This window comes from Mucilaginibacter sp., assembly GCF_028288185.1.
Lineage (GTDB): Bacteria > Bacteroidota > Bacteroidia > Sphingobacteriales > Sphingobacteriaceae > Mucilaginibacter.
In genome coordinates this window covers 142770-165783 of record NZ_JAQBOF010000019.1, presented here as the reverse complement: position 1 = coordinate 165783, position 23014 = coordinate 142770, and the positions used below count along the sequence as shown (strand labels likewise).

The 23014-nt window shown below is 40.1% G+C and carries 20 protein-coding genes and 1 tRNA gene; 15 read left to right on the top strand and 6 right to left on the bottom strand.

Translation table 11 applies throughout. The features are described 5' to 3' along the window. Positions 1 to 63 precede the first annotated feature (63 nt). Entirely contained in the window at positions 64 to 570 is a 507-nt protein-coding gene (locus JWQ34_RS08170) for a DinB family protein (protein ID WP_299356319.1), read from the bottom strand. After that, positions 563 to 1774: a HAMP domain-containing sensor histidine kinase gene (locus JWQ34_RS08165; protein ID WP_299356404.1), complete on the bottom strand. Its 1212-nt coding sequence runs from the start codon at positions 1772 to 1774 to the stop codon at positions 563 to 565. The genes JWQ34_RS08170 and JWQ34_RS08165 overlap by 8 nt, the downstream gene beginning before the upstream one ends. A 242-nt stretch (positions 1775 to 2016) precedes the next feature. Here JWQ34_RS08165 and gltX point away from each other — a divergent pair, with 242 nt between their 5' ends. Further along, the gene (gene gltX / locus JWQ34_RS08160; protein WP_299356317.1) at positions 2017 to 3519 is read left to right on the top strand and encodes a glutamate--tRNA ligase; all 1503 of its coding nucleotides are present in this window, start codon (positions 2017 to 2019) and stop codon (positions 3517 to 3519) included. A gap of 94 nt (positions 3520 to 3613) precedes the next feature. Here the strand turns inward: gltX and JWQ34_RS08155 are convergent, their stop codons facing one another. Continuing rightward, positions 3614 to 4090 carry an Lrp/AsnC ligand binding domain-containing protein gene (locus JWQ34_RS08155; protein ID WP_230548356.1) on the bottom strand — a complete coding sequence of 159 codons (477 nt, stop codon included), beginning with the start codon at positions 4088 to 4090 and terminating at the stop codon, positions 3614 to 3616. Between the two features lie 163 nt (positions 4091 to 4253). On the opposite strand from JWQ34_RS08155, the gene JWQ34_RS08150 reads away from it, so the two are divergent. From JWQ34_RS08150 to JWQ34_RS08140, 3 genes are all read left to right on the top strand, one after another. Continuing rightward, positions 4254 to 4365, top strand: a tRNA-Asp gene (locus tag JWQ34_RS08150). A 261-nt stretch (positions 4366 to 4626) separates the two neighbouring features. Next, positions 4627 to 5025, top strand: coding sequence for a hypothetical protein (locus JWQ34_RS08145; RefSeq protein ID WP_299356311.1), 399 nt, complete (start codon positions 4627 to 4629; stop codon positions 5023 to 5025). An 85-nt stretch (positions 5026 to 5110) separates the two neighbouring features. After that, a complete protein-coding gene (locus JWQ34_RS08140; RefSeq protein WP_299356309.1) occupies positions 5111 to 7279 on the top strand; it encodes a TonB-dependent receptor in 2169 nt (722 codons plus the stop codon). Position 7280: 1 nt separating this feature from the next. Here JWQ34_RS08140 and dcp read toward each other — a convergent pair whose 3' ends face one another. The 3 genes from dcp to JWQ34_RS08125 all read right to left on the bottom strand — a co-directional run bounded on the left by dcp (position 7281) and on the right by JWQ34_RS08125 (position 11521). Next, entirely contained in the window at positions 7281 to 9467 is a 2187-nt protein-coding gene (dcp, locus tag JWQ34_RS08135; RefSeq protein WP_299356307.1) for a peptidyl-dipeptidase Dcp, read from the bottom strand. 75 nt (positions 9468 to 9542) lie between these two features. Further along, on the bottom strand, positions 9543 to 10811 hold the full coding sequence (locus JWQ34_RS08130; protein WP_299356305.1) for an SGNH/GDSL hydrolase family protein: 1269 nt from the start codon (positions 10809 to 10811) through the stop codon (positions 9543 to 9545). Positions 10812 to 10939: 128 nt separating this feature from the next. Beyond that, complete coding sequence (locus JWQ34_RS08125; RefSeq protein ID WP_299356303.1) at positions 10940 to 11521, bottom strand: porin family protein; 582 nt, start codon at positions 11519 to 11521, stop codon at positions 10940 to 10942. Between the two features lie 134 nt (positions 11522 to 11655). On the opposite strand from JWQ34_RS08125, the gene JWQ34_RS08120 reads away from it, so the two are divergent. The 11 genes from JWQ34_RS08120 to JWQ34_RS08070 all read left to right on the top strand — a co-directional run bounded on the left by JWQ34_RS08120 (position 11656) and on the right by JWQ34_RS08070 (position 22950). Next, positions 11656 to 11871 (top strand): hypothetical protein, encoded by a 216-nt coding sequence (locus tag JWQ34_RS08120; RefSeq protein WP_299356301.1) that lies wholly within the window; start codon positions 11656 to 11658, stop codon positions 11869 to 11871. Positions 11872 to 11931: 60 nt separating this feature from the next. Next, positions 11932 to 13674, top strand: coding sequence for a S41 family peptidase (locus JWQ34_RS08115; RefSeq protein WP_299356299.1), 1743 nt, complete (start codon positions 11932 to 11934; stop codon positions 13672 to 13674). 192 nt (positions 13675 to 13866) lie between these two features. Then, entirely contained in the window at positions 13867 to 14481 is a 615-nt protein-coding gene (locus tag JWQ34_RS08110; protein ID WP_299356297.1) for a hypothetical protein, read from the top strand. A 216-nt stretch (positions 14482 to 14697) separates the two neighbouring features. Beyond that, the gene (locus JWQ34_RS08105; protein WP_299356295.1) at positions 14698 to 15459 is read left to right on the top strand and encodes a UDP-2,3-diacylglucosamine diphosphatase; all 762 of its coding nucleotides are present in this window, start codon (positions 14698 to 14700) and stop codon (positions 15457 to 15459) included. A 142-nt stretch (positions 15460 to 15601) separates the two neighbouring features. Continuing rightward, positions 15602 to 16675, top strand: coding sequence for a peptide chain release factor 1 (gene prfA, locus JWQ34_RS08100; RefSeq protein ID WP_299356293.1), 1074 nt, complete (start codon positions 15602 to 15604; stop codon positions 16673 to 16675). A gap of 131 nt (positions 16676 to 16806) precedes the next feature. Further along, entirely contained in the window at positions 16807 to 18462 is a 1656-nt protein-coding gene (locus JWQ34_RS08095) for a phosphoethanolamine transferase (protein WP_299356292.1), read from the top strand. 110 nt (positions 18463 to 18572) lie between these two features. Beyond that, positions 18573 to 19496: an FAD:protein FMN transferase gene (locus JWQ34_RS08090; protein WP_299356290.1), complete on the top strand. Its 924-nt coding sequence runs from the start codon at positions 18573 to 18575 to the stop codon at positions 19494 to 19496. A 199-nt stretch (positions 19497 to 19695) separates the two neighbouring features. Continuing rightward, positions 19696 to 20037: a hypothetical protein gene (locus JWQ34_RS08085; protein WP_299356288.1), complete on the top strand. Its 342-nt coding sequence runs from the start codon at positions 19696 to 19698 to the stop codon at positions 20035 to 20037. Positions 20038 to 20060: 23 nt separating this feature from the next. Beyond that, the gene (locus tag JWQ34_RS08080; RefSeq protein WP_299356286.1) at positions 20061 to 20924 is read left to right on the top strand and encodes a hypothetical protein; all 864 of its coding nucleotides are present in this window, start codon (positions 20061 to 20063) and stop codon (positions 20922 to 20924) included. An 8-nt stretch (positions 20925 to 20932) separates the two neighbouring features. Next, entirely contained in the window at positions 20933 to 21616 is a 684-nt protein-coding gene (locus JWQ34_RS08075; protein WP_299356284.1) for a response regulator transcription factor, read from the top strand. 2 nt (positions 21617 to 21618) lie between these two features. Next, positions 21619 to 22950 (top strand): HAMP domain-containing sensor histidine kinase, encoded by a 1332-nt coding sequence (locus tag JWQ34_RS08070; protein WP_299356282.1) that lies wholly within the window; start codon positions 21619 to 21621, stop codon positions 22948 to 22950. Positions 22951 to 23014 lie beyond the last annotated feature (64 nt).

Sequence of the window (23014 nt, the reverse complement as noted above, 5' to 3'; positions counted from 1 at the left end):
GTAAAAGGCTGTAATGTAAAAGGGCGCAAAAATCTTTTACCTTTCGCCTTTCAACCTTTTACCTTAAAAATATCTTTCCTTCAAAATATTTAAATGGTGCAGCTCATGGCCGGCCATTATATAAATGATAGTGTTTACCGCTATTTTGCTGCCATTGGCAATACCAGTGGCGGCTAATTGGTCAGGGGTTAAGGCACGCAGCATGTATAGGTTAGCTTCTCTAACCGTTTTAAACTCGGCAGCCAGATCTTGTAGGGTACGGCTGTTAAAGTTTGACCGCTCTACATAAGTATTTTCATCAAAACCCGGCAACTCTTCCTGCCCGCGCGAAAAGGCTAGTACGCGGTAAGCAAACGTACGCTCGGCATCTGTTAAATGGCCGGCCACTTCTTTAATGGTCCATTTACCTTCGGCGTAGGCATAGTTGGCCTGCTCATCAGTCAACATGTTAAAAAAATAAAAAGTGCTGTCTTTTAGTTTTTCCAGCGTGTTTAAAACAGGTTCGTCATTAACAAGGGCAATGTATTTGCCATAAAATGGCGCGTAATCTTCGGTTTTTGGTCTATCCATTGTAGCGTATATTTTTTAATGTTATCCTAAAGGTAGTGCCTTTCCCTAATTCAGAGTCGCGCACAACGATGTGTCCGTTATGGTAATTTTCAACAATGCGTTTGGTTAATGATAAGCCCAGGCCCCAGCCACGTTTACGCGTGGTATATCCCGGTTGAAACACAGTTATAAATTTAGATTTGGGGATACCTTTACCCGTATCAATCACATCTATCACTATATGGTCCTTCGCTTTATTGGTGCCTATATTTACTCTAATGCTGCCCTTGCCTTCGATGGCGTTTACAGCATTTTTTAATAAATTTTCTATTACCCAATCAAACAGTGGTATGTTTAACCCTGCTACCAGATCGTGGTCGCCGGTTATTTCAAAGCTGATATTATTGCTAACCCTCACTTTAAAATAGTTTACAAAATCTTCAATCACATCAAAAACAGAGGTCTCTTCCAACTTTGGTTTCGAGCCTATTTTCGAGAAACGATCGGCCACTATTTCCAGCCGCTGTACATCATTTTCCATTTCGGCAATCAGCGGGTCATCCTCGGCATTAAATTTATCTTTTATCAATTCAATCCACGCCATTAATGATGATATGGGCGTACCTAGTTGGTGCGCGGTTTCTTTAGCCAAACCTACCCAAACCTGGTTCTGTTCAGATTTTCGTGATGAGTTAAAGGCCGTATATGCCAATAACAAGAAAACCGAGATAACCGAAAGCTGTACATAAGGGAACAGCTTTAACTGGCTTAATAATGGCGAGTCTTTATAATATATAAGCCAATATCCCCTGGGTAAAATTATTTTTATAGGCTCATGCTGGTGTTTCATAGTAGCCAGCTCGGCCTTAAAATAATCAGGGTCATAATTAGGGGCATTTTTATCCTTTACAGCATCAGGCACCGGGGGGATAAATGTTTTGGTAGTATCCAATCCTTTTGAGAATTGAAAATCGCCTTTCTCATCAGTAACAATTGCAGGTACCAAAGAACTGTCCCTAACGGCAAAAACATAAGGCAAAAAGTCATTATCATCGGCAGATATTACCTGCTTGATACTCATTGCCCAAACCTGCGCGCGTGTACGCTCAGACCTGGCAATATTACGCGCCAAATAATTAGTATAAAATAAAGACCCGCTGGCTATAATTACTGCAAAGGCAAGCAGTATATATTTCCAAAGTCTTTTATTTTGGTAGGCGTTTATCATATCAGTTTCAAATAACGTAAAATAGGTTTGTATCTTATAATTTATTTGGCCTCACCTAAATCCTTCTAATAGCCTCACCTAAATCCTCTCCAAAGGAGAGGACTTCGAATGCAAGGTGTTAAAATTAACGCTTTAAAGCCCCTCTCCAAAGGAGAGGGGCTGAGGTGAGGCTAAACTTTACATCATCCCGACTTTCCAACATTCAGACTTCCCGACTAAAAAATTATCTTTGCCCCATAATGTCAGATAAAAGAGTTAGAGTAAGATTTGCACCCAGCCCTACGGGTGGTTTACATTTGGGCGGCGTACGTACTGCTTTGTTTAATTACCTTTTCGCCAAAAAACATAACGGCGATTTTGTTTTACGCATAGAAGATACCGATCAAAACCGCTACGTAGAAGGTGCCGAACAATATATTATTGATTGCTTAAACTGGTGCGGTATTACGCCCGATGAAAGCCCGGTTACGCCGGGTCAATATGCGCCATACCGCCAAAGCGAGCGTAAAACGCTATACCGAGAATACGCCGAGCGCCTGGTAATGCAGGGCCATGCCTATTATGCTTTTGATACTGCCGAAGAACTGGATAAGAACCGTAAGGAGATCCCTAACTTTCAATACGGGCAGGTTTATAGGGATGGTTTGCGTAACTCTCTATCATTACCGCAGCATTTGGTTGACCAATTATTGGCTGATCATACCCCGCATGTCATCCGCATAAAAATACCTGCCGACCAAACGGTTAGCTTTACAGATATGATACGCGGCCGCGTTAGTTTTGAAACTAACACGATTGACGATAAGGTTTTATTAAAAGCCGATGGAATGCCAACCTATCATTTAGCGGTTGTGGTTGATGATTATTTAATGAAGATATCGCACGCCTTTAGGGGCGAGGAGTGGCTGCCATCAGCACCCATACATTTATTATTATGGGATTACCTGGGATGGAAAGCCGATATGCCGCAATGGGCTCACTTACCATTAATATTAAAACCCGATGGCCACGGCAAACTAAGCAAGCGCGATGGAGCGCGCCTGGGTTTCCCGGTGTTTGCGTTAGATTGGGAAGGTACCGAAGGTTTTAGCGGTATGGGTTTCCTGCCCGAAGCTTTTGTTAATTTCCTGGCTACGTTGGGCTGGAATGATGGATCAGGGCACGAAATTTTTACATTGGATGAACTGGTTACGAAATTCTCTATAGACCGGATCAGCAAGGCAGGCGCCCGTTTTGATTTTGAAAAAGCTAAATGGTTCAATGCAGAATGGATAAAGAAGGTAAAAGCCGAAAGGTTAAAGGTTGAAGTTAAAAAGGTGCTTACCGACAAAGGTATTATTGTTGAAGACGATACCTATCTATTAACTATAATTGAATTGATAAAAGACCGCTGTACTTTACTGCCTGATTTTTATCAGCAGTCGGCATACTTTTTTCAAACCCCTGCCGGGTATGACCTCAACGCCGTTAAACCAAAATGGACGAATGAGAAAACAGATTTCTTTAAAGCGATAATAGAACAGTTAAAATCAACAGAAAAATTGATAGCCGCCGATTTTGAAGCTTCATTTAAAGCATTAGCCGAAGAAAAAGGTTTAAAAACCGGCGATGTGATGCTGCCGTTCCGCATTATGCTGGTTGGCGGTAAGTTTGGTCCGCATGTTTTTGATATAGCGGCGTTGTTGGGTAAGGATGAAACTATTGATAGGGTGGAGAAGGCTCTAATCGAGTTCACGGCCTAATTACTACGACAATCCCCCTTATAAATAAAAAGACTTACGAAGTTTTTAAACTTCGTAAGTCTTATGTAGTATATAATAAAGTATTAAGTAAGGATTACTCCAAAGTTATCTGTCTCCTGATGCTTTCTTCAAGCGATATAAATGTTTCTGTACGTTGTATGCCTTTTACGCCTTGTATCTGCTCGTTCAATACCTCGCGCAAGTGGGTGGTATCATGGCAAATAATTTTAGCGAAAATGCTATAGCTGCCCGTTGTATAATGCAGTTCAACTATCTCCTTAACGGTTTTTAGCTGTTTAACGGCATCATTATACTGCGAGCCTTTCTCTAAAAATATACCCAGGAACGCGGTAATGTCATAACCCAGTTTTTGTGGGTCGACCTCTAAACTGGCACCTTTAATTACACCCATTTCTTCCAACTTTTTCATCCGCACGTGTATTGTTCCGCCGGAAACGATCAATTCTTTAGCGATTTCCGTGTAGGGGGTAGTGGCGTTTTTCATCAATATTGATAAAATCTGAATATCCAGATTATCAATTTCTAAATTTTGAGCTTTTCTGTGGGACATAAATTTGAATATCTTTATTGAAATACAAGTATAATTATAATTTGAATAAAAATAAAATATTTTTGTTGAAATATTTGCAAGGAATTGCTAAGTCTGTTATGTTTGTAACAAGCAATTGGACCTAAAAGCTTAATCGTTCTTTAAAATAAATAACATCACATAATGTTGGGTGGTGAAATTTTTGGCAGACACACCTCCTTGTCCCGGTGGTAGAGACCATAGGAAACCCGAAGCGGGCTAACTACTCTGTGGAGGTTCGAATCCTTCCCCAACAGCAATTCACTGGCGTGAATTAATTAATAAATATTGTAGGATGGTGAAATTTTGGCAGACACACCTCCTCGTCGCGGTGGCGGAGATCATGGGAAACTCTTAGCAATAAGAATAACCACTCTGTGGAGGTTCGACTCCTTCTCCTACAGCTCTTCTCATAATTTAGGTTTATAATTGGTTAGTAAAGGCCCCTGCCCATCAGGGGCTTTACTTGTTTTATACCTTTTTGTAAACACTAAAATAATCATACTTTTACACTCAGAATGTTCAAAAAAATAGCGGTATATATCCTCTGTATTTATTTTTTAGCCGGGAATGTAATTTTTCCTCTTGGCGATTTTTCGCTCATGAGCGACTTGCCCACTATGTATCATTCTTATGAAAAACTGGTGTCGCAAGATGAAAAAGGAGCGTTGGATTTTATTGGCGATTACCTTTTAGGCGGTAAAGATATTTTAGGGCATAATAAAGGAGATGCTCCGCAAAATTCCGGATCGGGTATTCAATTTCAACATACTGCGGGAGTTTGCAGTGCTATAATTATTCCCCCACAACTTAATACTGTTATTGTTAACGAATATCGGGTTACCTATCAGGATATTTATGTTTCGAAAACGATATCAGAATTTCATAAAAAAATACTCCGACCACCACTCGCCTGATAATTGCCGCTGAACAATTATTAAACTTCATACAATTGAAGCATTTCCTATCCATCAATGTGTAAGCATAGACACAGCATTTTTTATGAAATATCTTTTATTACTACTGGCCATATTAACTTGTAATTGCATTTACGCTCAAAACACATACAAGGTAATTGTTAAAGACGATAAAACTAAACAGGTTTTACCACAAGTATCCGCTAGCATACCTGCGTTAAACATTGGCGCCACTGCAAATGCCGAAGGGCAAATTATATTAACCAATGTACCAAACGGCAAGTTCGAACTTAAATTTAGTTTGATAGGTTATCTTTCGCAAACTAAAACTGTTGTGTTCCCTCTTGTTAGTACCGGCGCTGAAGCGGAGGTTTACTTAGAACCAGAATCAGGCGAGCTTGCCGAGGTTATGGTACAAACCACCCGTACTAATCAAAATTTGCGGGATATACCTACCCGAATAGAAGCCTTGCCCCAGGAAGAATTGGACGAAAAAGGCACCATGCGGCCCGGCGATATTAAGATGCTGCTTGGCGAAACTACCGGTATACATGTACAACAAACATCGGCTGTTAGCAGCACATCAAACTTTAGGATACAAGGGCTTGATAGCCGGTATACGCAATTATTGCAGGATGGTATGCCCTTATACCAAGGCTTTTCGGGCGGGTTAAGTTTAATGCAGGTATCGCCATTAAATTTAAAACAGGTCGAGTTTATTAAAGGTTCTGCTTCAACATTGTACGGAGGCGGTGCCATAGCCGGTTTGGTTAACTTAATAAGTAAAACTCCGCAAGATAAACCAGAGCTAACATTTTTATTAAATGGTAATAGCGCCAAAGGTGTTGATGCCAGTGGCTACTATGCACAAAAGTGGCAGCATGTAGGTACTACAATTTTTACCACTTATAATTACAATGGGGCCTACTCGCCGGCTAATACCGAGTTTACGGCAGTGCCAAAGACAAACCGAATCAGTGTTAACCCTAAGTTGTTTTTATACTTTGATGATAAAAATAAAGCGTGGATTGGCGTAAACGCGACTTACGAAAACAGGCTAGGGGGCGATGTGCAGGTAGTAAATGGTAATACAGATCCATTACATCAATATTTTGAGCGTAATAAAACCTATCGCTTTTCTACACAATTGTCGTTTACACATATAATCGACTCGGCAAGCCAGTTTAATGTTAAAAATACAATAGGCTATTTCGACCGCGGACTGGCAGATCCTAATTATAGGTTTTCGGCACAGCAAACCTCTTCCTACAGCGAGGTTAATTATGTTTATAATGGCAAAAAGGCCAACTGGGTTATTGGTGCCGATGCATGGACCGATTATCTAACCCTACAACAACCCTATGCACAATTAGGTTATACGCTTAATACCTTTGGCGCTTTTGTGCAAAACACGTATAAACCAACTAAATGGTTCTCGGTAGAAAGTGGTTTAAGAATAGACTATAATACCCCTGCACCGCTTAACCATAGCAATGGTCTGATACTACTGCCCCGCATAAATACTTTATTTAAATTAAATGATCATTTAACCAGTAGGATTGGCGGCGGCATGGGCTATAAAATGCCGACCGTATTTAATGATGAAAGCGAACAACAAGGGTATCAACACATACAGCCGCTGGTAACCGGACAAACTAATGCCGAAAAATCAGTGGGGTTAAACGGCGATATTAACTACCGAAATGTATTGGGCGATGCGGTTGTTAATGTAAATCAGTTGTTTTTTTATACGCGGGTAGATGAGCCGCTTATTTTAATTAATAACAGCTTTAGTAATGCGCCGGGTTACATTAATACTAAAGGCACCGAAACAAATATTAAAATTTTAATGGACGAGCTGGGTATCTACCTGGGCTATACGTATACCGATACCAAACAGCATTTTAATAACATAGTATCGGCACAAACATTAACTCCCAAAAACAGAATAAGCGCCGATGTTACTTACGAAATTGAAAACAGCTTTAGGGCTGGTATAGAAGGGTTTTACACCAGCCCACAGCTTTTATCAGACGGTACCACCGGTAGGGGATATTACACTTTTGGCCTGCTTATACAAAAAATGTGGAAGCATTTCGATCTATTCATCAATGGCGAAAACATAACCGACCAACGACAAACGCGCTGGGGCAGCATATATAATGAGCCAATCAGCTCGCCAATATTTAAAGATATATACGCACCGTTGGATGGTGTAGTTATAAATGCAGGGATAAAAATAAAGGTATTTTAAATTACTTATTCATCAACCCTCTCTGCAACATCATCGGTACCACACTCGGATCATGGCCCCTAAAATCACGAAACATCTTACCCAGGTCCTCGGTATTACCGCGCGATAGCACCATATCCCTAAAACGCTGGCCGTTTGCGCGGGTTAAGCCGCCGTGTTCTTTAAACCAATAGTAAGCATCGTTCTCTAGCATCGATGTCCACATATAGGCGTAATAACCGGATGCATATCCGCTGCCCCATATATGCTGAAAGTATGACGAGCGGTAACGCGGGGGCACCTGCGGCAAATCAACGCCCGTTTTATGCAGCGCGTCTGCTTCAAACTTGTCTACATCTGCAACGGGTGGGGCATCTTCTGCAAGGCTATGCCATTGCAGGTCAAGGTAATCGGCAGCCAACAATTCGCCGGTTGAATAGCCTTGATTAAACTTACCGGCCTTGTTTATTTTATCAACCAGCTCTTGCGGCATAGGTTGTTTGGTTTTATAATGAACGGCGTAGTGTTTAAACACTTTCGGATCAGACGCCCAATGCTCATTGAACTGCGACGGGAATTCCACAAAATCGCGTGCGGTAGCGGTACCCGATAGCGTAGGATACTTCTGGCTGGCAAACATACCATGCAGCGCGTGCCCAAACTCATGGAACATGGTGCGTACTTCATCAAAAGTCAACAAAGCCGGTTCGCCGGGAGCAGGGTGTGCGCAATTGGCCACGTTATACACAACCGGCTTGGTTCCCAACAGCTTTGACTGACCAACCATGTTGCTCATCCATGCGCCGCCGCGTTTGTTGTCGCGTTTAAAATAGTCGCAATAAAATAGGGCCAGTTGGCTGCCGTCTTTGTCAAATACATCGAATACGCGTACTTCAGGGTTATATACGGGGATATCTTTGCGCTCTTTAAAAGTAAGTCCGTATAGTAAATTAGCGGCATAGAACACGCCGTTGCGCAATACGTTATCTATCTCTAAATAGGGCCTTACCTGGTTTTCATCAAGGTCATAGCGGGCTTTACGCACTTGTTCGGCATAAAAGTCCCAGTCCCATGGCTGTACTTTAAAGCCGCCGCCTTGCTGGTCAATAACGGCTTGTATATCTGCCGTCTCAACTTTTATCTTACCAATAGTTGCCGGAGCCATATCATTTAAAAACTTCTCGACAGTGGCCGGAGTTTTAGCCATCTGGTTTTGCAGTTTCCAGGCCGAGTAGCTTGGGTAGCCCAATAATTTAGCTTTTAGCGCGCGGATCTGCGCCATGCGGGTAATAGTTTCGCGGGTATCATTGGCATCGCCTTTTTCGTTACGATTGTAGGATGCCTCAAATAATTTCTGCCGCGTAGCGCGATTGGTTAGCGTTTGCAAAAAAGGCTGCTGTGTAGTGTTTTGCAAAGCAATTAACCATTTGCCCGGTTGCCCGGCAGCTTTTGCGGCTTGCGCGGCAAACTCAATTTCTGCATCGCTTAAACCGGCAAGCTCGGCTTTATCGGTTATTACCAAACCACCGGCTTTGGTGCCTGCTAATAGCTGGCGATTAAATTTGGTGCGCAGGGTAGCTTCTTCCTGGTTATATTTTTTTAGGATCTCTTTATCAGCATCAGATAGCCTTGCGCCTGCCAGGGTGAAGTTGTCATAATAGATCTGAATTAACCGTTTTGATTCAGCGTCTTTAATCAGATTGCGTTTATTATAAATAGCCTCAACCCGTTTAAACAGCTTGGTGTTTAGATATATAGCATCATTATTTGCCGACAGCATGGCGGCTGTTTCCGCTTCGGTTTTTTGTAGTTCGGGGTTGGTATTAGCGCCGGTTAGTACATTAAATACCCGGTTAACGCGGCCAAGCAGTTGTCCGCTTTTTTCCATTGCTACTACGGTGTTTTCAAATGTAGGGGTGGCGGAGCTGTTGGCTATTTTTTGTACCTCGGCCATTTGCTGGTGTATGCCTTCTTCTATGGCCGGTTTAAAATCGCTGTTTTTAATACGACTAAAATCGGGCGCCTGCATGTGCAATTTACTTGGCGTGAAGAAAGGGTTGGTCACCGGCAGATCCATGGGTTTATCCATAACGTTTTGCGCGTTTGCGGCTGTACCGATAGCGAATATCGCCATCAATGATAAAAGAGATTTTTTCATGTTAATTACGAGAAACAGATCAGTTGGCACAAAGTATAAAAATATAGCCATTGGTTAAAATAAAAATGGCTTCATCTGTATAAAATGAAGCCATTTAGCTATTGATTGGTGTTATCGGCACATTTATTAATCCTTTAACCAGCTGATGGTATTAGTGCTTTGGGCAAGGTTTGTCAATACGTTTTTATCATCTAGTGGTGCATAAAGTTCCAAGCTCGATTTTAAAAGTGTGTTCTTAGTCAGCGCCGCTATCTCATCCGCGTTCAGCCCCGCGCGGAAAAAGAACCAATTCTTTGCCCAGATATTTTTAGCGTTTTTATCGCCCAAATAAAGCTCTTTTATAGAAAGCCTTTCGGCTACGCTACCCTGTAGTGTACTGTCGCAGTAAAGTTGGGTTTCGTTGCGGGCATAGTAGTGGGTTAAAGTAATTTTATGCCATTGGCCATCGGTTACTTTGGTGGTGCCCAATATTTCCTGGTACTGCGGCGATGTATAATCAATAAAACCCTTAGCTGTAATATTTATAGCGCTAATATTACCGGTGCTATCTTTTAATTGTAAGATATGCCCTTTACTATCAGCTTTAATAGTTATAGTGGTAGTAAAGGGATGCGTAATATTATCAGGCTTAAAATCTATCAGCTTTGTTTGACCTTTAAATGCGATGCCTGATCCATCCACCATTTTTGGCTGAGGCTTGCCATTGCTTAAAGCATCAAATAGTGACGGTACAATAGTATAGGCCAGTTCCTGGTGCCCGGCATCATTAGGGTGGCCGGCGTTATACCAATTACCCGGTGCCCATTTGCCGGTGCCATCATCAATACCGCCCAGTAAATTTACAGAGGGTACATCAAGCGTATTGATCCAGGTGTTTAATTGTTTTACAAAATTATAGTCTTTCGCATTAAAATCGTTGCGTGTATAACAGTTGGTTACCACAGGTACATAGCCACTATCGCGCGCCATAACTATAAGCTTGGTCATGTTTTTTTCAAACTGAACAAGTTGTGATCCGCCTTGCTCATGTATCATTTCATTACCTAATGATAAAGCATAAACAACATACTTGGCCTTTTGCGGTACAAGTTCTTTTTTCCATCGTTGCGTTAAGCGTACTGTATTATCGCCCCCTTTGGATATGTTGGCGGTTTTCCATTTTTTTCCGGTGCCATCTGCCGCACGTTTGTCTAATATATCGGTAAACATATAGGTGTACCCCCGGTCTTTTTTGGCACCAAACCCAAAAGGTACAGACGAACCAAAGAATACGATCTTTAAACTATCTAATGATTTGTTAACGCGAACAGTATCGGCTATTACTGCTGCTTTAATTGCTACGCTAAAGCACACCATAAAGCACAATAATATAATTAAGGTGAATTTAGATCTCATGTAAATTGATTGGTTATTACAATGTTATGCAAAAAATGGATGCAATATTATATATAAACGCAAAAAAGCCGTTACATCAGCTAAGATGTAACGGCTTTTTGTTTTTTGCCTTAGGCTATTGGCTTATATTAAAAGAATTTAAAACCAACACTTAGCGCCCAGATGTTTTGGCGCTGGCCATAGTTGTCGTTAACTTTAGTTAGATCACCTTCATACCGTAAATCGGTAGTAATGGGGCCAATATCCACACCGGCACCGGCCTGGTAACCTAGGGTGCTGTTTTTATAATTGCCAAAATCGGCATAGGCACCGGCAAAGTTTGCCGAGAAGTTTTCTTTCTTATCCATTAAATAAGAATAAACAGGGCCGGCCATAATACGGAAGTTTAAATTTTTAGCGCCAAATGAGCCGCCCAACAAAAGCGGAACATTTAAAGTAGTGAATTTAACATTGCCGGTATAGTTGGTACCATTGGCGTTCGAATCGAATTTGCCGCCTTTACTGCTCAAATAAAGCTCGGGTTGTACATAAAAACCTCCACCAAAGCGGGCAAATAAACCAGCCTGATAGCCTGCAACTGATGTTGAGTTAACATTATCAGTACTTATTTTCGAGTAATTTACTCCGCCTTTTACGCCGAGGCTAAATTGCGCTTTTGTGCTAATGCTTACAGCTACCAGCAATATTGCGCTTAATACATACTTTTTCATAGTGTTAGATATTTAATTTATAATAAGTGATGGTTTGATTATAACCATCAACATTGGTTTAACAATAGCTGTACCAAAAAAATTACCGCTACCTTACATGGTATTTTTATATTTTTGTTGAAAATATTTTATTTATGGCAGAAATAAGCATGACCAACAAAGAGTGGGAACGCGTTAAAATTAAAGTGCAACGTAAGTACAACCATTTAACAGATGCGCAGTTAAACTATACAGAAGGGCAGGAAGAGGCTCTGATAAGCAACATAATGAAGCTGGTTAATCGTAATCGCGAATATGTGGTATTCACCTTAAAAAAAGCTTTGGTGAATATTGACAATAATAGGCTATAAAATGAGTTAACTATTTTACAGGCAGTTTTTTGTAGCTTTATATTTTAAGATTTTTATTTGATGAAAAAGGGTGTGATAGTTAAGTATAAAGGGTTCATTTTATCTGCGGGTATAATAGCGTTATCCCTGGGTATATGGAGTTTTAGTGATGACCTGTTCCAGATATCAAAAAACCTGGAGGTATTTGCATCCTTATATAAAGAGGTTAATATTAACTATGTTGATGATATTAACTCGGCCAAATTTTTAAAGACCGGTGCCGATGCCATGCTGGATGGCCTTGACCCATATACCGAATTTGTACCCGAATCTGAAATTGAAGATTATAAGCTGCACTATGTAAGTACACAATATGGTGGTATTGGCGCAAGCGTTTTTTCGCGCAATAACAAAGTATATGTATCCAGTGTATTTGAAGGCTTCCCGGCCCAAAAAGCAGACATACGCCCCGGCGACCAGGTTGTCAAAATAAATGATATTGTACTGGATGGAAAAAACAGCGACCAGGTTAGCCAATTGCTAAAAGGATCAAAAGGCGCTATAGTAAAACTACTGGTTAAGCGCGATAATGAAGATAAGCCGGTTGAAAAGGACTTGGCCCGCGATGAAATTAAACAGCCTAACGTATCTTATTACGGTATGGTTGATGGTAACATGGGTTATATAAAACTGGATAGATTTTTAGAAAACTCGGCCCAGGAAGTAACCGATGCACTTATCGCCGTAAAAAAGAATAACCCTAACGGTATCATATTAGACCTACGTTCGAACGGTGGTGGTATATTACAGGAAGCGGTAAAAATTGTTAACCTTTTTGTGCAAAGGGATATTGAAGTTGTATCGCAAAAAGGGAAAGTAAGAGATAAAAACTACACGTACAAAACAGCAACTACACCATTAGCACCCGATTTGCCATTGGTGGTATTAGTAAACCCGCGCTCGGCATCAGCGTCCGAGATCGTTGCCGGTGCCTTACAGGATCTGGATCGTGCCATAATTATAGGCCAGCGCAGTTATGGTAAAGGGTTGGTACAACAAACTTTCCCGTTGCCTTATAATAGTTTGGTAAAGATCACTATTGCTAAATACTACGTTCCGTCCGGACGCTGCATACAAGAGATTGATTATACCCACCGTAAAGATGACGGTACCGTTGTAAAAGTTGCCGACTCATTAATGCACGAGTTTAAAACTAAAAACGGCCGCTCTGTTTATGATGGCAGTGGCATATACCCTGATGTTTTTGTTAAGCCCGAAACATTTGCCAACATAACACAAACACTGGTAGGTAAGCTGTTTATATTTGATTACGCTACGAAATACCGTTTGGCCCACCCAAAAATTGCAGATGCGCGCATGTTTGCTTTAACAGATGCCGAGTATGAAGATTTTGTAAAATACCTGGCAGATAAAAACTATACCTATAATACTATATCAGAAAAGGTATTAACCGCTTTGAAAACCGAGGCTACTAAAGAAAAGCAGTTTGACCAGATACAAGGTGAATATGATGCTTTAAAAACCAAAATGCTTAACAGCAAAAAGAATGATCTGCAATTGCATAAAGCCGAAATTAAACAAGCTGTAGAGAATGAAATAGTGGGCCGATATTATTTTGACAAAGGCCGTTATGAAACCAACTTTAAATATGATAATGTGTTGGCACAAGCCGTTAAAACAATGCAAGACAAAAACCAGCTTGCAGCTATATTAAAAGGCGATGGGGCTTATAAAGTAATAGGTAAACCTGTACTTGCAGCAGTGCCTGATAAAAAAGAAGTAAAAGATAAGCCTGAGCAATAGGAGTAAAGAAGCAAGAGTCAAAATACAAGAATCAAGAAAAGCGATGGGATTACCTGTCGCTTTTTTGTTGACTATGATTATAGGATTACAATAGGCATGTAATCCTATAATCCTTACGCCCTAAAAATCATAGCCAAAAAATAAACTAAACTATTTCTCCGAATAATTGTCATACTACCAAATACTACAATTATGAAAAAAATAATTTTAACAGCAGTACTACTAGTTAGCTGCTTAATGTTTAAAGCCGATGCGCAGTTACGAATTAGTTTAGGGTTCAATATTGGTAGCCAGCCAGACTGGGGCCCGGTAGGTTATGACCATGCAAGCTATTATTATATGCCTGATGTTGACTCTTATTATGACGTATCAAACCATCAATACATTTATCTTCAAAACAATGCATGGGTACGTGGCTCAGTTTTGCCCGGCAGGTACAATTTTGACCCCTACAACAGCTACAAAGTAGTAGTTAATGAGCGTAACCCGTGGGAACGTGCTGCAACTTACAGAACAAGATATGCAAACTATAGGGGCCGTGGCGGTCAAACAGTAATTCGCGATAGCCGTGAAACAAAATACCGTAACCACTGGCAAGATCGTAACAATTATGGCCGTGGACCTGGAAACAGCGATTATGGTCATCGTCAAGGTAACCAAGGAGATAACGGACGCGGTCATGATGATCGTGGAAATAATGGAAATGGTCATGGTAACGGCAATAATGGCCGTGGTAACCAAGGAGGTAATGGCCATGATAATGGTAATGGACATGGCAATAATGGCCGTGGACATGGCGATAACTAATAATTACAGTCAAATAATATAATTCAAGCCCTTCAGTAATGAAGGGCTTTTTGTTTGGAATACAGCGATGACTCACCCGAACATCGCTTCTCTGGTCGGAGTGAGTAATCGCATCAGAGTGTCGCGCTTTGTTTTACTCTTTCAAAATGGAACACCGTTATATCAACCCTAAAAACCTTTCGCCTTTCTCCTATAAAAACGTACTTTTGATGCAATATGTCCAAAGGCAATAAACTCTATTTCGCTTCTGATTTTCATTTAGGTACCGGTAGCTATGCCTCAAGCCGCGAGCGCGAAGACCGTTTGGTACGTTGGCTGGATATGATAAAAGCCGATGCTGCAGAAGTGTTTTTAATGGGAGATATTTTTGATTTTTGGTTTGAGTATAAAACGGTAGTGCCAAAAGGATATATCCGCTTTTTAGGCAAGTTGGCCGAGTTGACCGATCTGGGTATAAAAATAACCTTGTTTAAAGGTAATCATGATATGTGGATGTTTGATTATTTTGAACGTGAACTAGGCGCAACCATTATAAGTAACGAACTGGAAATAGAGCGCAATGGCAAAAAGTTTTACCTGCATCATGGCGATGGCCTTGGCCCCGGCGATGGCCTGTATAAGGTGTTAAAGAAAATATTTCGCAGTAAACTATGCCAGTGGTTATTTGCCAGGCTGCATCCCAATTTTGGTGTTGGTATAGCTAATTACTGGTCGGAACATAGCCGTATAGCAGGCGAGAACAATGAGAAACGCAAAAGCATGGAAAAGGAGTGGCTGGTAGTTTACAGCCGTGAGTTATTACAAACCCATTTTTATGATTACCTGGTATTTGGCCACCGCCATTTGCCCCTTGATATACAACTAAACGACAAAAGCCGCTATATTAATTTGGGCGAGTGGGTTAATTATAACTCGTATGCGGTGTTTGATGGCGAGCAGTTAACCCTGCAATACTTCGAGAAGGAGCTCAAAGCGTAATGCTGAAAGCAGAAAGCTTTGTCATTATAACTTAACCTTTTAGCTTTACGCTTTTTGCTTTAGACTTTCAGCTTAAAAAACTGTATTTTTGTGGGCTTTTTAAAGCCGGACCGATTACCTGGCCCGATTGAATAAATAGAATATGTTAGAAAAATTAGAATTAATTTATCAACGCTGGAAAGCAGTAGAAGCCGAGCTAAGCAGCCCGGACGCAATGGCTGATATGAAGCGCTTTGCCCAGTTGAATAAAGAATATAAAGACCTTGCTAAGATTGTTCACGAGTATAATATATACCGCAACATTATGAGCAATATAGATACCAATAAAGAAATATTATCTACCGAGAAAGACGAAGAGTTTCGCGAAATGGCGAAATCTGAGCTGGACGAATTGCTGGTACAACAGGAAGAAAAAGAAGAGCAGATACGCTTAATGCTGATCCCTAAAGATCCGGAAGATTCTAAGAATGCTATTGTTGAGATACGTGGTGGCACAGGTGGTGACGAAGCATCTATTTTTGCCGGCGACCTTTACCGCATGTACATGCGGTATTGTGAAAAACGTGGCTGGAAAACCGAACTGGTTGATTATACCGAAGGCACAGCAGGCGGCTATAAAGAAATTGTATTTAACGTAAACGCGGAGGATGCTTACGGAACATTGAAATATGAATCGGGCGTGCATCGTGTGCAGCGTGTGCCTGATACTGAAACACAGGGCCGCGTACATACCTCGGCAGCATCGGTAGTGGTATTGCCCGAGGTTGATGAGTTTGATATTGTATTGAATGTAAGCGATATCCGTAAAGATCTGTTCTGTTCGTCAGGTCCGGGTGGGCAGTCTGTAAACACAACCTATTCGGCAGTAAGGTTAACACACTTACCTACCGGTTTGGTTGCACAATGCCAGGATCAAAAATCACAACTAAAAAATTACGACAAAGCCTTAGCTGTATTACGCTCAAGAGTATACGAGCTGGAGCTGCAAAAGCACCTGGAAGAAGCATCTAAAAAACGTAAAACCATGGTTGCCACCGGCGATAGGTCTGCTAAGGTACGTACCTATAACTATCCGCAAGGCCGTTTAACCGAACACCGCATAGGTTTAACCATTTATAATTTATCAGAAGTTATGAACGGCGGCATACAGGAAATTATGGAGGCCCTGCAGTTTGCAGAGAACGCCGAGAAATTAAAAGAAGGAACGGTGGCTTAATTACAGTAAGTATGTAATAATTTTAACTTATTCTTAACTTATGGTATTGTAATATTATATTTGTGATAGGCATACCTTCATTTCCTTCCCCTAAAGGTGTGATATGTATTAATTAAAACCAGATCACAGCTATGAGTAAGTTAAATACATCTGACAAGGAACGACTTCTTTTTCCGATAGCTTTTGTATTATTAATTGCATTAATCCCACTCTCAGAACTCATTCATCAAGCATTATTAGGACGTTATTTCCAGGCCCTGGTGATGTTTTTTTATTTTCTGAGCATTTTTTTATTTCCGGTTATTATATTCAGAAGAAATATAATAATATACCTGGCAATACTATCACCACTATTCTTAATTATACCTTTAAATTTATTGTATACGCTAACATTTAGTACCAGCGCTTCGTCTGATCTTACACTGCTTTTTTTAAATACAAATAAAAATGAGGCAACAGAATTATTTAAGCGTTATTGGATTCCGTTGCTAACTATTTATGCAATATATATAAGCTTAATAGTTTTTTTGGTGTATAAATGCGTAAGGGTTGTGCCTTCAAAGGTGGCTTATTATATAGCTGGTATAAGTTTAGTGTTAATACTATTGCTACCGTTCCTGGACATTAAATTTGAAACAAACACTTACTACGATGTTGCTAGGACTACCATAAACAACACCTTTCCTACCAGCATTGGCAAAGGTATAAACCGATTTTTGGTTGAAAAACAATTAATTAAAAGCACACAAAAAGAGCGTGATGCTTTTAAATTTAACGCGTTGCTGGATACTTCACTTCATCAAAAGCAAGTGGTGTTATTAATTATTGGCGAAAGCTGCAGGTATGATAACTGGGGTATTAATGGCTATTCAAGGAACACCTCGCCACATTTGGATAAAAGAGCAAATTTGATATCATTTAGCAACGTTGCTACCGGTGCTTTTATAACAGAACATTCAGTACCGTTAATTTTAAGCGGCGTAGGGGCTCAAAATTTTGATGAACATGTAAAACGAAAGGGAATATTTGCTCCTTTTAACGAAGTGGGTTTCAATACGTATTGGATTTCCAATCAGCCCGGCGACGAGGGCAATATATCAGTACATGCCAATGAAGCGCAAAATAAATACAGTGTACTGCCTGAGAAGGATCTTGGTAGAGACATGACTTTATTGGACACTTTAAGTAAAATATTAAAACAACCAGGGGATAGGAAATTTATTATCATCCATACAATGGGTAGCCATTTTGATTATACAGAGCGGTACCCGGATAGCTTTGATGTTTTTAAACCAAGCTATAAAACCCAGCCCGAAGATGTTAACGATAGAAAATTCAAAAATATACTGGTAAATACTTACGATAATACCATTGTATATACCGACGCGGTAATAGATAGTGCTATTAGTATGGCAAACAAATTGAATGAATTTTCGGCAGTTGCTTACATCGCCGATCACGGTGAGGATCTTTTAGATGGAAAAAGTAATGCTACCTATCACATGACAGGGGCACCACCTTCAAAACATGTTACCCATGTGCCTTTTTTTGTGTGGTACTCTGGCCAACTTCAACAAAAGTATCCGGCTAAAGTAGCAAACCTGTTAGCGCATAAAAATTCAAAACTGTCTTCAGAAAACCTTATCTATACTTTAACCAGCCTTGCGGGTATCACTTATCCTAAGCAAAACCCTGCAAAAGATGTTAGTTCTGCCAATTATAAAGATAATGTACAGCTATTAATGGGCGAAGGGCAGGTTCTCTACCCTTATTCAATTTGTAAATAACTTAATTTAAGCATAATTATAATAGGGTTTTTGCACTTATAATAATCGGCTTTTCATCTTGTTTTCATAAAGCGACACTAATTTAGTTGTCGGATATAAAAGACTGGATTATGCTGGCTCTAAAAAAGGTATTAGCAAATAACTTAACCATATACAGACGCGAAGTGCGCCTGATGGGAAATAAGTTTGAAATTAGTGTGGTAGGAAATGATCCTGTTTGGGCCGGCGAGCGTATTACCAGCGCCATTACCGAAATTAACAGGGTTGAGAAATTACTTAGTACTTTTAGCGAGGATAGCGAAGTAAATACCATTAACCGTAGCGCGGGTAAAAAACCGGTAAAAGTTAGTGCCGAGATTTATAAACTGATAGACCGTTCCCTGCAAATATCAGAACTTACCTATGGCGCGTTTGATATTACCTATTACTCTGCCGATAAAGCTGACGACCATAATGATACAGCAGTTGCAACCTATACTACTGTAAACTATAAAGATGTAGTATTGGATGCTACAGCTACCACCGTATTTTTAAAAGAAAAAGGTATGCGTATTGGCTTTGGCGCCAACAGTAAAGGCTATGCTGCGGATAGAGCAAAATATATATTACAGTTAGAGGGAGTAAGCAATGGTGTTATTAACGCCGGCGGCGACCTGCTTACCTGGGGTTTACAGCCAGATATGGAACCGTGGACCGTTGCCACTGCTGATCCGCGCCAGCAGGCTCAACCATTTGCTGATATGGATATAGCCAATATGGCTGTAGCTACATCTGTAAACGTTGAAAAGTATGCTACCATAACAGATAAAAAACTAAGCACCAGTAAACCTAAAAATGGCTTTACCGTAAGCGAAATTAAAAGCGTAAGCATAATTAGCCCAACTGCCGAGTTTGCCGATGCCATGGCTACTCCTGTAATGACCATTGGTGTTAATGCCGGTATTTACCTGATAAATCAATTAAACCAGATAGGTTGTGTAATTATTGATGACCACCACCGTGTATATCCATCAAAAGGTATTACTATTGCATAATTACAGGTAAGCTGTAACTAATGTAATGAATCATTTTTATGCCGGTAACGGGATATTGTTGATTGTGCTTCAAAAAATCCACTTAAAAATTATAAAGTTTAAATCCATTACTATAAATTAGAACTGTGGCCTCACTGTAACCTTTAATTAACTAATTAACTGATTTTTTGGAAAAAATTTTACAAAATTCTTTTCTTCAATGATAAAGCGGCTTGCATATATTGTAATGTTGTTGATATTTGCAACAGGCTTATCATCCGCTAAAATAAAAACCGGCAATGATGGCTTTGTTAAGGGCAACGCTATGCGGTTTATTTTGAATGCTCAATTGCAAAAAGATACAACCAAAAAACAACATCAGCCAGACGATGATCCGAAAAAAATAAAGGAAATATCAAAAGCAAAACGACAAGCAAAGCCCGAAAAAATAGGTGACGCCGATAATGTGCAGGACTCTAAAGTTAAACCTAAACCTAAAAGGCAGCGACGCCCTGAAGGTTTGGACAGACCGCCGGAAATACCGAGACGAAATGGCAATTAACCTAAACTAATAGCTGATACTAAATGAAATACCTGCGTATACTGCTTTTAATTATAACCTGTACCACCGCTACCAAAGCAGCGGTATTAAGGCATAGCTTTGCCTATAACAGCATATACTACACTGCAAAAGATACCGATACCATTATCAGGAAACAATCACTTTCGGTTGGTTTTAATTATGGTAGCGATGCTATGTTTTTTGGCCGTGTGGGCCCTATTACTTACCCGTTTTTCACAACCGATGTAGTGTATAACACCAAAGGTGGTTTTTTTATTTATGGCTCGGCATTAAGGCTGATAGGTTATCGCACTTCTGTTGATGAAGTTGACCTGGGTGGCGGTTATTCCTATCATCCAACCAAAAGGTTTGCAGGTGCTATATCCTATAATAGATTTATCTTCAATAAAGAAGAGTTGATCATAGAGTCGGCCACGTCAAATGATATTAATTGGAAAAATTCCTACGATTGGAAACCCTTCAAATCAACTGTTCTGTTAGATTATCTCTTTGGTAAATCAAGCGATTTCTTTATGACTGTTACCCAATCTAAATATTTTGAAACTAAAGGCAATATTTTTGATGATAAAGACTACTTGTCGTTTAACCCGGCCATAAGCTTTATTGTGGGTACACAAAACTTTGTTCAGCGTTACTCCATAGAGCACGAAAAGCAGTTAAATGCCAGCCCGCGTGTTGATGACGATTTTAATAACGGGCGCCTTAATGTACTTAACTACAGCTTTAAGTTACCTATAGCTTATAACCGTCCGCATTATACGTTCGAGTTTTCTTATAAATACTCTATACCGGTTAATGTAGAGGGCGCTTTGCAGAATAAGCACGAGTCTTTTTTAAATGCATCATTTTTCTACGTTTTTTATTAATAACAGGTATGAATGTTTTAATTATTGAAGATGAGGAAGCATTGGCGCATGAACTGGAAATATTTCTGACCAATCATAACTACGTTACTGATGTTTGCTATAACGGCCGATCAGCGTCTGAGAAAATTGGCACCAGCCTGTACGATTTTATTTTGATAGACCTGGGCCTGCCAGATTATGATGGCCTTGACCTGCTTAAAGAAGCCAAAAAAAACAATCCCGACGCAGCCTGTATAATTTTAACCGCCCGTGCCGAAGTTTATGATCGTGTGCGTGGTCTTGATCTGGGTGCCGATGATTATCTGCCCAAACCGTTTTCGTTATTAGAGCTGCAAAGCCGCATGCAGGCTATTATGCGCCGTAAATTTGGGTTGAAACAAAGTATTGTTGAGTTGGGCGATTTTTTAATAAACCTTACCGACAGGGTAATTACCTGCGGCGATACTGCCGTAAGCAGTATTACCAAAAAAGAGTTCGACCTGATAGCTTACCTCATCCTGCATAAAAACCGGACGCTAACGCGTACGCAGCTAAGCGAGCATATTTGGGGCAGCGTTATTAATGACGATTACGATTCAAACTATATTGACGCGCATGTTAAAAACATCCGCAAAAAGTTAAATGTTTATGCACCGCCCGATTGGTTGGAAACAGTACGTGGCCTGGGTTATAAAGTTAAAATGAATACTTAACATTGAAACTAAAAACAAAACTTACGCTGTTTAATGCCATATCAAAACTGGTAATAGTAGTACTGTTTGTATTGTTGGTGCCGGTTTTAATAAAAAATATAAGCCGTAGTTATGTTGATAATAACTTAATCAAGCAAAAAAATAAATTCCTGCAGATAGTAAAGACCAGGGGTATAAAAAACTATATACCCGATGGTGAAACTTATGGCAGTTATTACCTGCCGCTTAAAGAAGAGTATCTTACTATAGAGAATGATACCGTCCCCGGGCATTTTGCAGATAACATTAAAAACGAAAGACGCCTGGTTGAGCGCGATACGATAGAATATCGCATACTTAGCCACACCTTTAAACTTAACAACAAACAGTATTTATTAGAGATTGGCAAAAGTATAGCCACACTTGATGAAACCAGTACCCCGCTGCAAAACATTGCCTTTGGTGTATTGGTAATAATGATATTATTAACCATCCTGGCCGATTTATTTTATACCAACCGGGTATTAAGGCCGCTAGGCCTTATCATTAAAACCAAGCTGATAGGGCAGAAGTTCCCAAAATTCGGGTCGTACAAAGAGGTTAAAACCAGCACATCTGATTTTCAGTATCTGGATATCAGTATCCACCAAATGATAGAGACGATTGAGGCGGCGTTCCAAAAAGAGCGCGAGTTTATATCAAACGCATCGCACGAGTTAATGACACCAATATCTATCCTGCAATCAAAGATCGAAAACATGTTCGAGCGCGAGGATATTGTGGATGAGCTAAAAGTGCGTTTGCTGGAAATGCAGAAAATATTAAATCGTCTAAAAAGTATTACTAAAACGTTGTTGCTGATATCGCAAATAGAAAACGAGCAGTTTTTAAAAGAAGATAAAATTTCTATAAGTGAGTTGTTACAGGAGGTTAATGATGAAATATCTGTTCGTTTAGCCGATAAGAACCTTACGTTTGATATCCTGATCCCGCAGGATGTGGTGTTGGTAAACGTTAACAAGTTTTTAATATTTAACCTGTTTTTTAATCTGGTTAACAACGCCATAAAATATAACAAGGTTGATGGCGAGATTGTAATTACCACCGAGCATGAAAACGGTAATTTAATAGTTAATATAACCGATAGCGGCATTGGGATAAGTACAGAGGATATGCCTTTTATATTTAATCGCTTTAAAAAATTCAGGCAATCAATGCAGCAGGATAGTTTTGGCCTTGGCCTGCCTATTGTAAAATCGATAGCAACATTCCATCATATTAAAATTGAGGTTGATTCGGTTAAGGACCTGGGCAGTAATTTCAGGCTGATCTTTCCGGCGGAAGTGATTGAATAAGCCCCACCCAACCTCCCCGGTAGGTAGGGCTTTAAAAAAGTCTCCTCTGCCAGGAGAGATCCAA

Excerpts from the sequence above, each read along its gene's own strand:
- JWQ34_RS08170 (WP_299356319.1), bottom strand. The coding sequence starts at position 570 with ATGGATAGACCAAAAACCGAAGATTACGCGCCATTTTATGGCAAATAC.
- gltX (WP_299356317.1), top strand. The coding sequence starts at position 2,017 with ATGTCAGATAAAAGAGTTAGAGTAAGATTTGCACCCAGCCCTACGGGT.
- JWQ34_RS08155 (WP_230548356.1), bottom strand. The coding sequence starts at position 4,090 with ATGTCCCACAGAAAAGCTCAAAATTTAGAAATTGATAATCTGGATATT.
- JWQ34_RS08145 (WP_299356311.1), top strand. The coding sequence starts at position 4,627 with ATGTTCAAAAAAATAGCGGTATATATCCTCTGTATTTATTTTTTAGCC.
- JWQ34_RS08140 (WP_299356309.1), top strand. The coding sequence starts at position 5,111 with ATGAAATATCTTTTATTACTACTGGCCATATTAACTTGTAATTGCATT.
- dcp (WP_299356307.1), bottom strand. The coding sequence starts at position 9,467 with ATGGCTATATTTTTATACTTTGTGCCAACTGATCTGTTTCTCGTAATT.
- JWQ34_RS08130 (WP_299356305.1), bottom strand. The coding sequence starts at position 10,811 with ATGAGATCTAAATTCACCTTAATTATATTATTGTGCTTTATGGTGTGC.
- JWQ34_RS08125 (WP_299356303.1), bottom strand. The coding sequence starts at position 11,521 with ATGAAAAAGTATGTATTAAGCGCAATATTGCTGGTAGCTGTAAGCATT.
- JWQ34_RS08120 (WP_299356301.1), top strand. The coding sequence starts at position 11,656 with ATGGCAGAAATAAGCATGACCAACAAAGAGTGGGAACGCGTTAAAATT.
- JWQ34_RS08115 (WP_299356299.1), top strand. The coding sequence starts at position 11,932 with ATGAAAAAGGGTGTGATAGTTAAGTATAAAGGGTTCATTTTATCTGCG.
- JWQ34_RS08110 (WP_299356297.1), top strand. The coding sequence starts at position 13,867 with ATGAAAAAAATAATTTTAACAGCAGTACTACTAGTTAGCTGCTTAATG.
- JWQ34_RS08105 (WP_299356295.1), top strand. The coding sequence starts at position 14,698 with ATGTCCAAAGGCAATAAACTCTATTTCGCTTCTGATTTTCATTTAGGT.
- prfA (WP_299356293.1), top strand. The coding sequence starts at position 15,602 with ATGTTAGAAAAATTAGAATTAATTTATCAACGCTGGAAAGCAGTAGAA.
- JWQ34_RS08095 (WP_299356292.1), top strand. The coding sequence starts at position 16,807 with ATGAGTAAGTTAAATACATCTGACAAGGAACGACTTCTTTTTCCGATA.
- JWQ34_RS08090 (WP_299356290.1), top strand. The coding sequence starts at position 18,573 with ATGCTGGCTCTAAAAAAGGTATTAGCAAATAACTTAACCATATACAGA.
- JWQ34_RS08085 (WP_299356288.1), top strand. The coding sequence starts at position 19,696 with ATGATAAAGCGGCTTGCATATATTGTAATGTTGTTGATATTTGCAACA.
- JWQ34_RS08080 (WP_299356286.1), top strand. The coding sequence starts at position 20,061 with ATGAAATACCTGCGTATACTGCTTTTAATTATAACCTGTACCACCGCT.
- JWQ34_RS08075 (WP_299356284.1), top strand. The coding sequence starts at position 20,933 with ATGAATGTTTTAATTATTGAAGATGAGGAAGCATTGGCGCATGAACTG.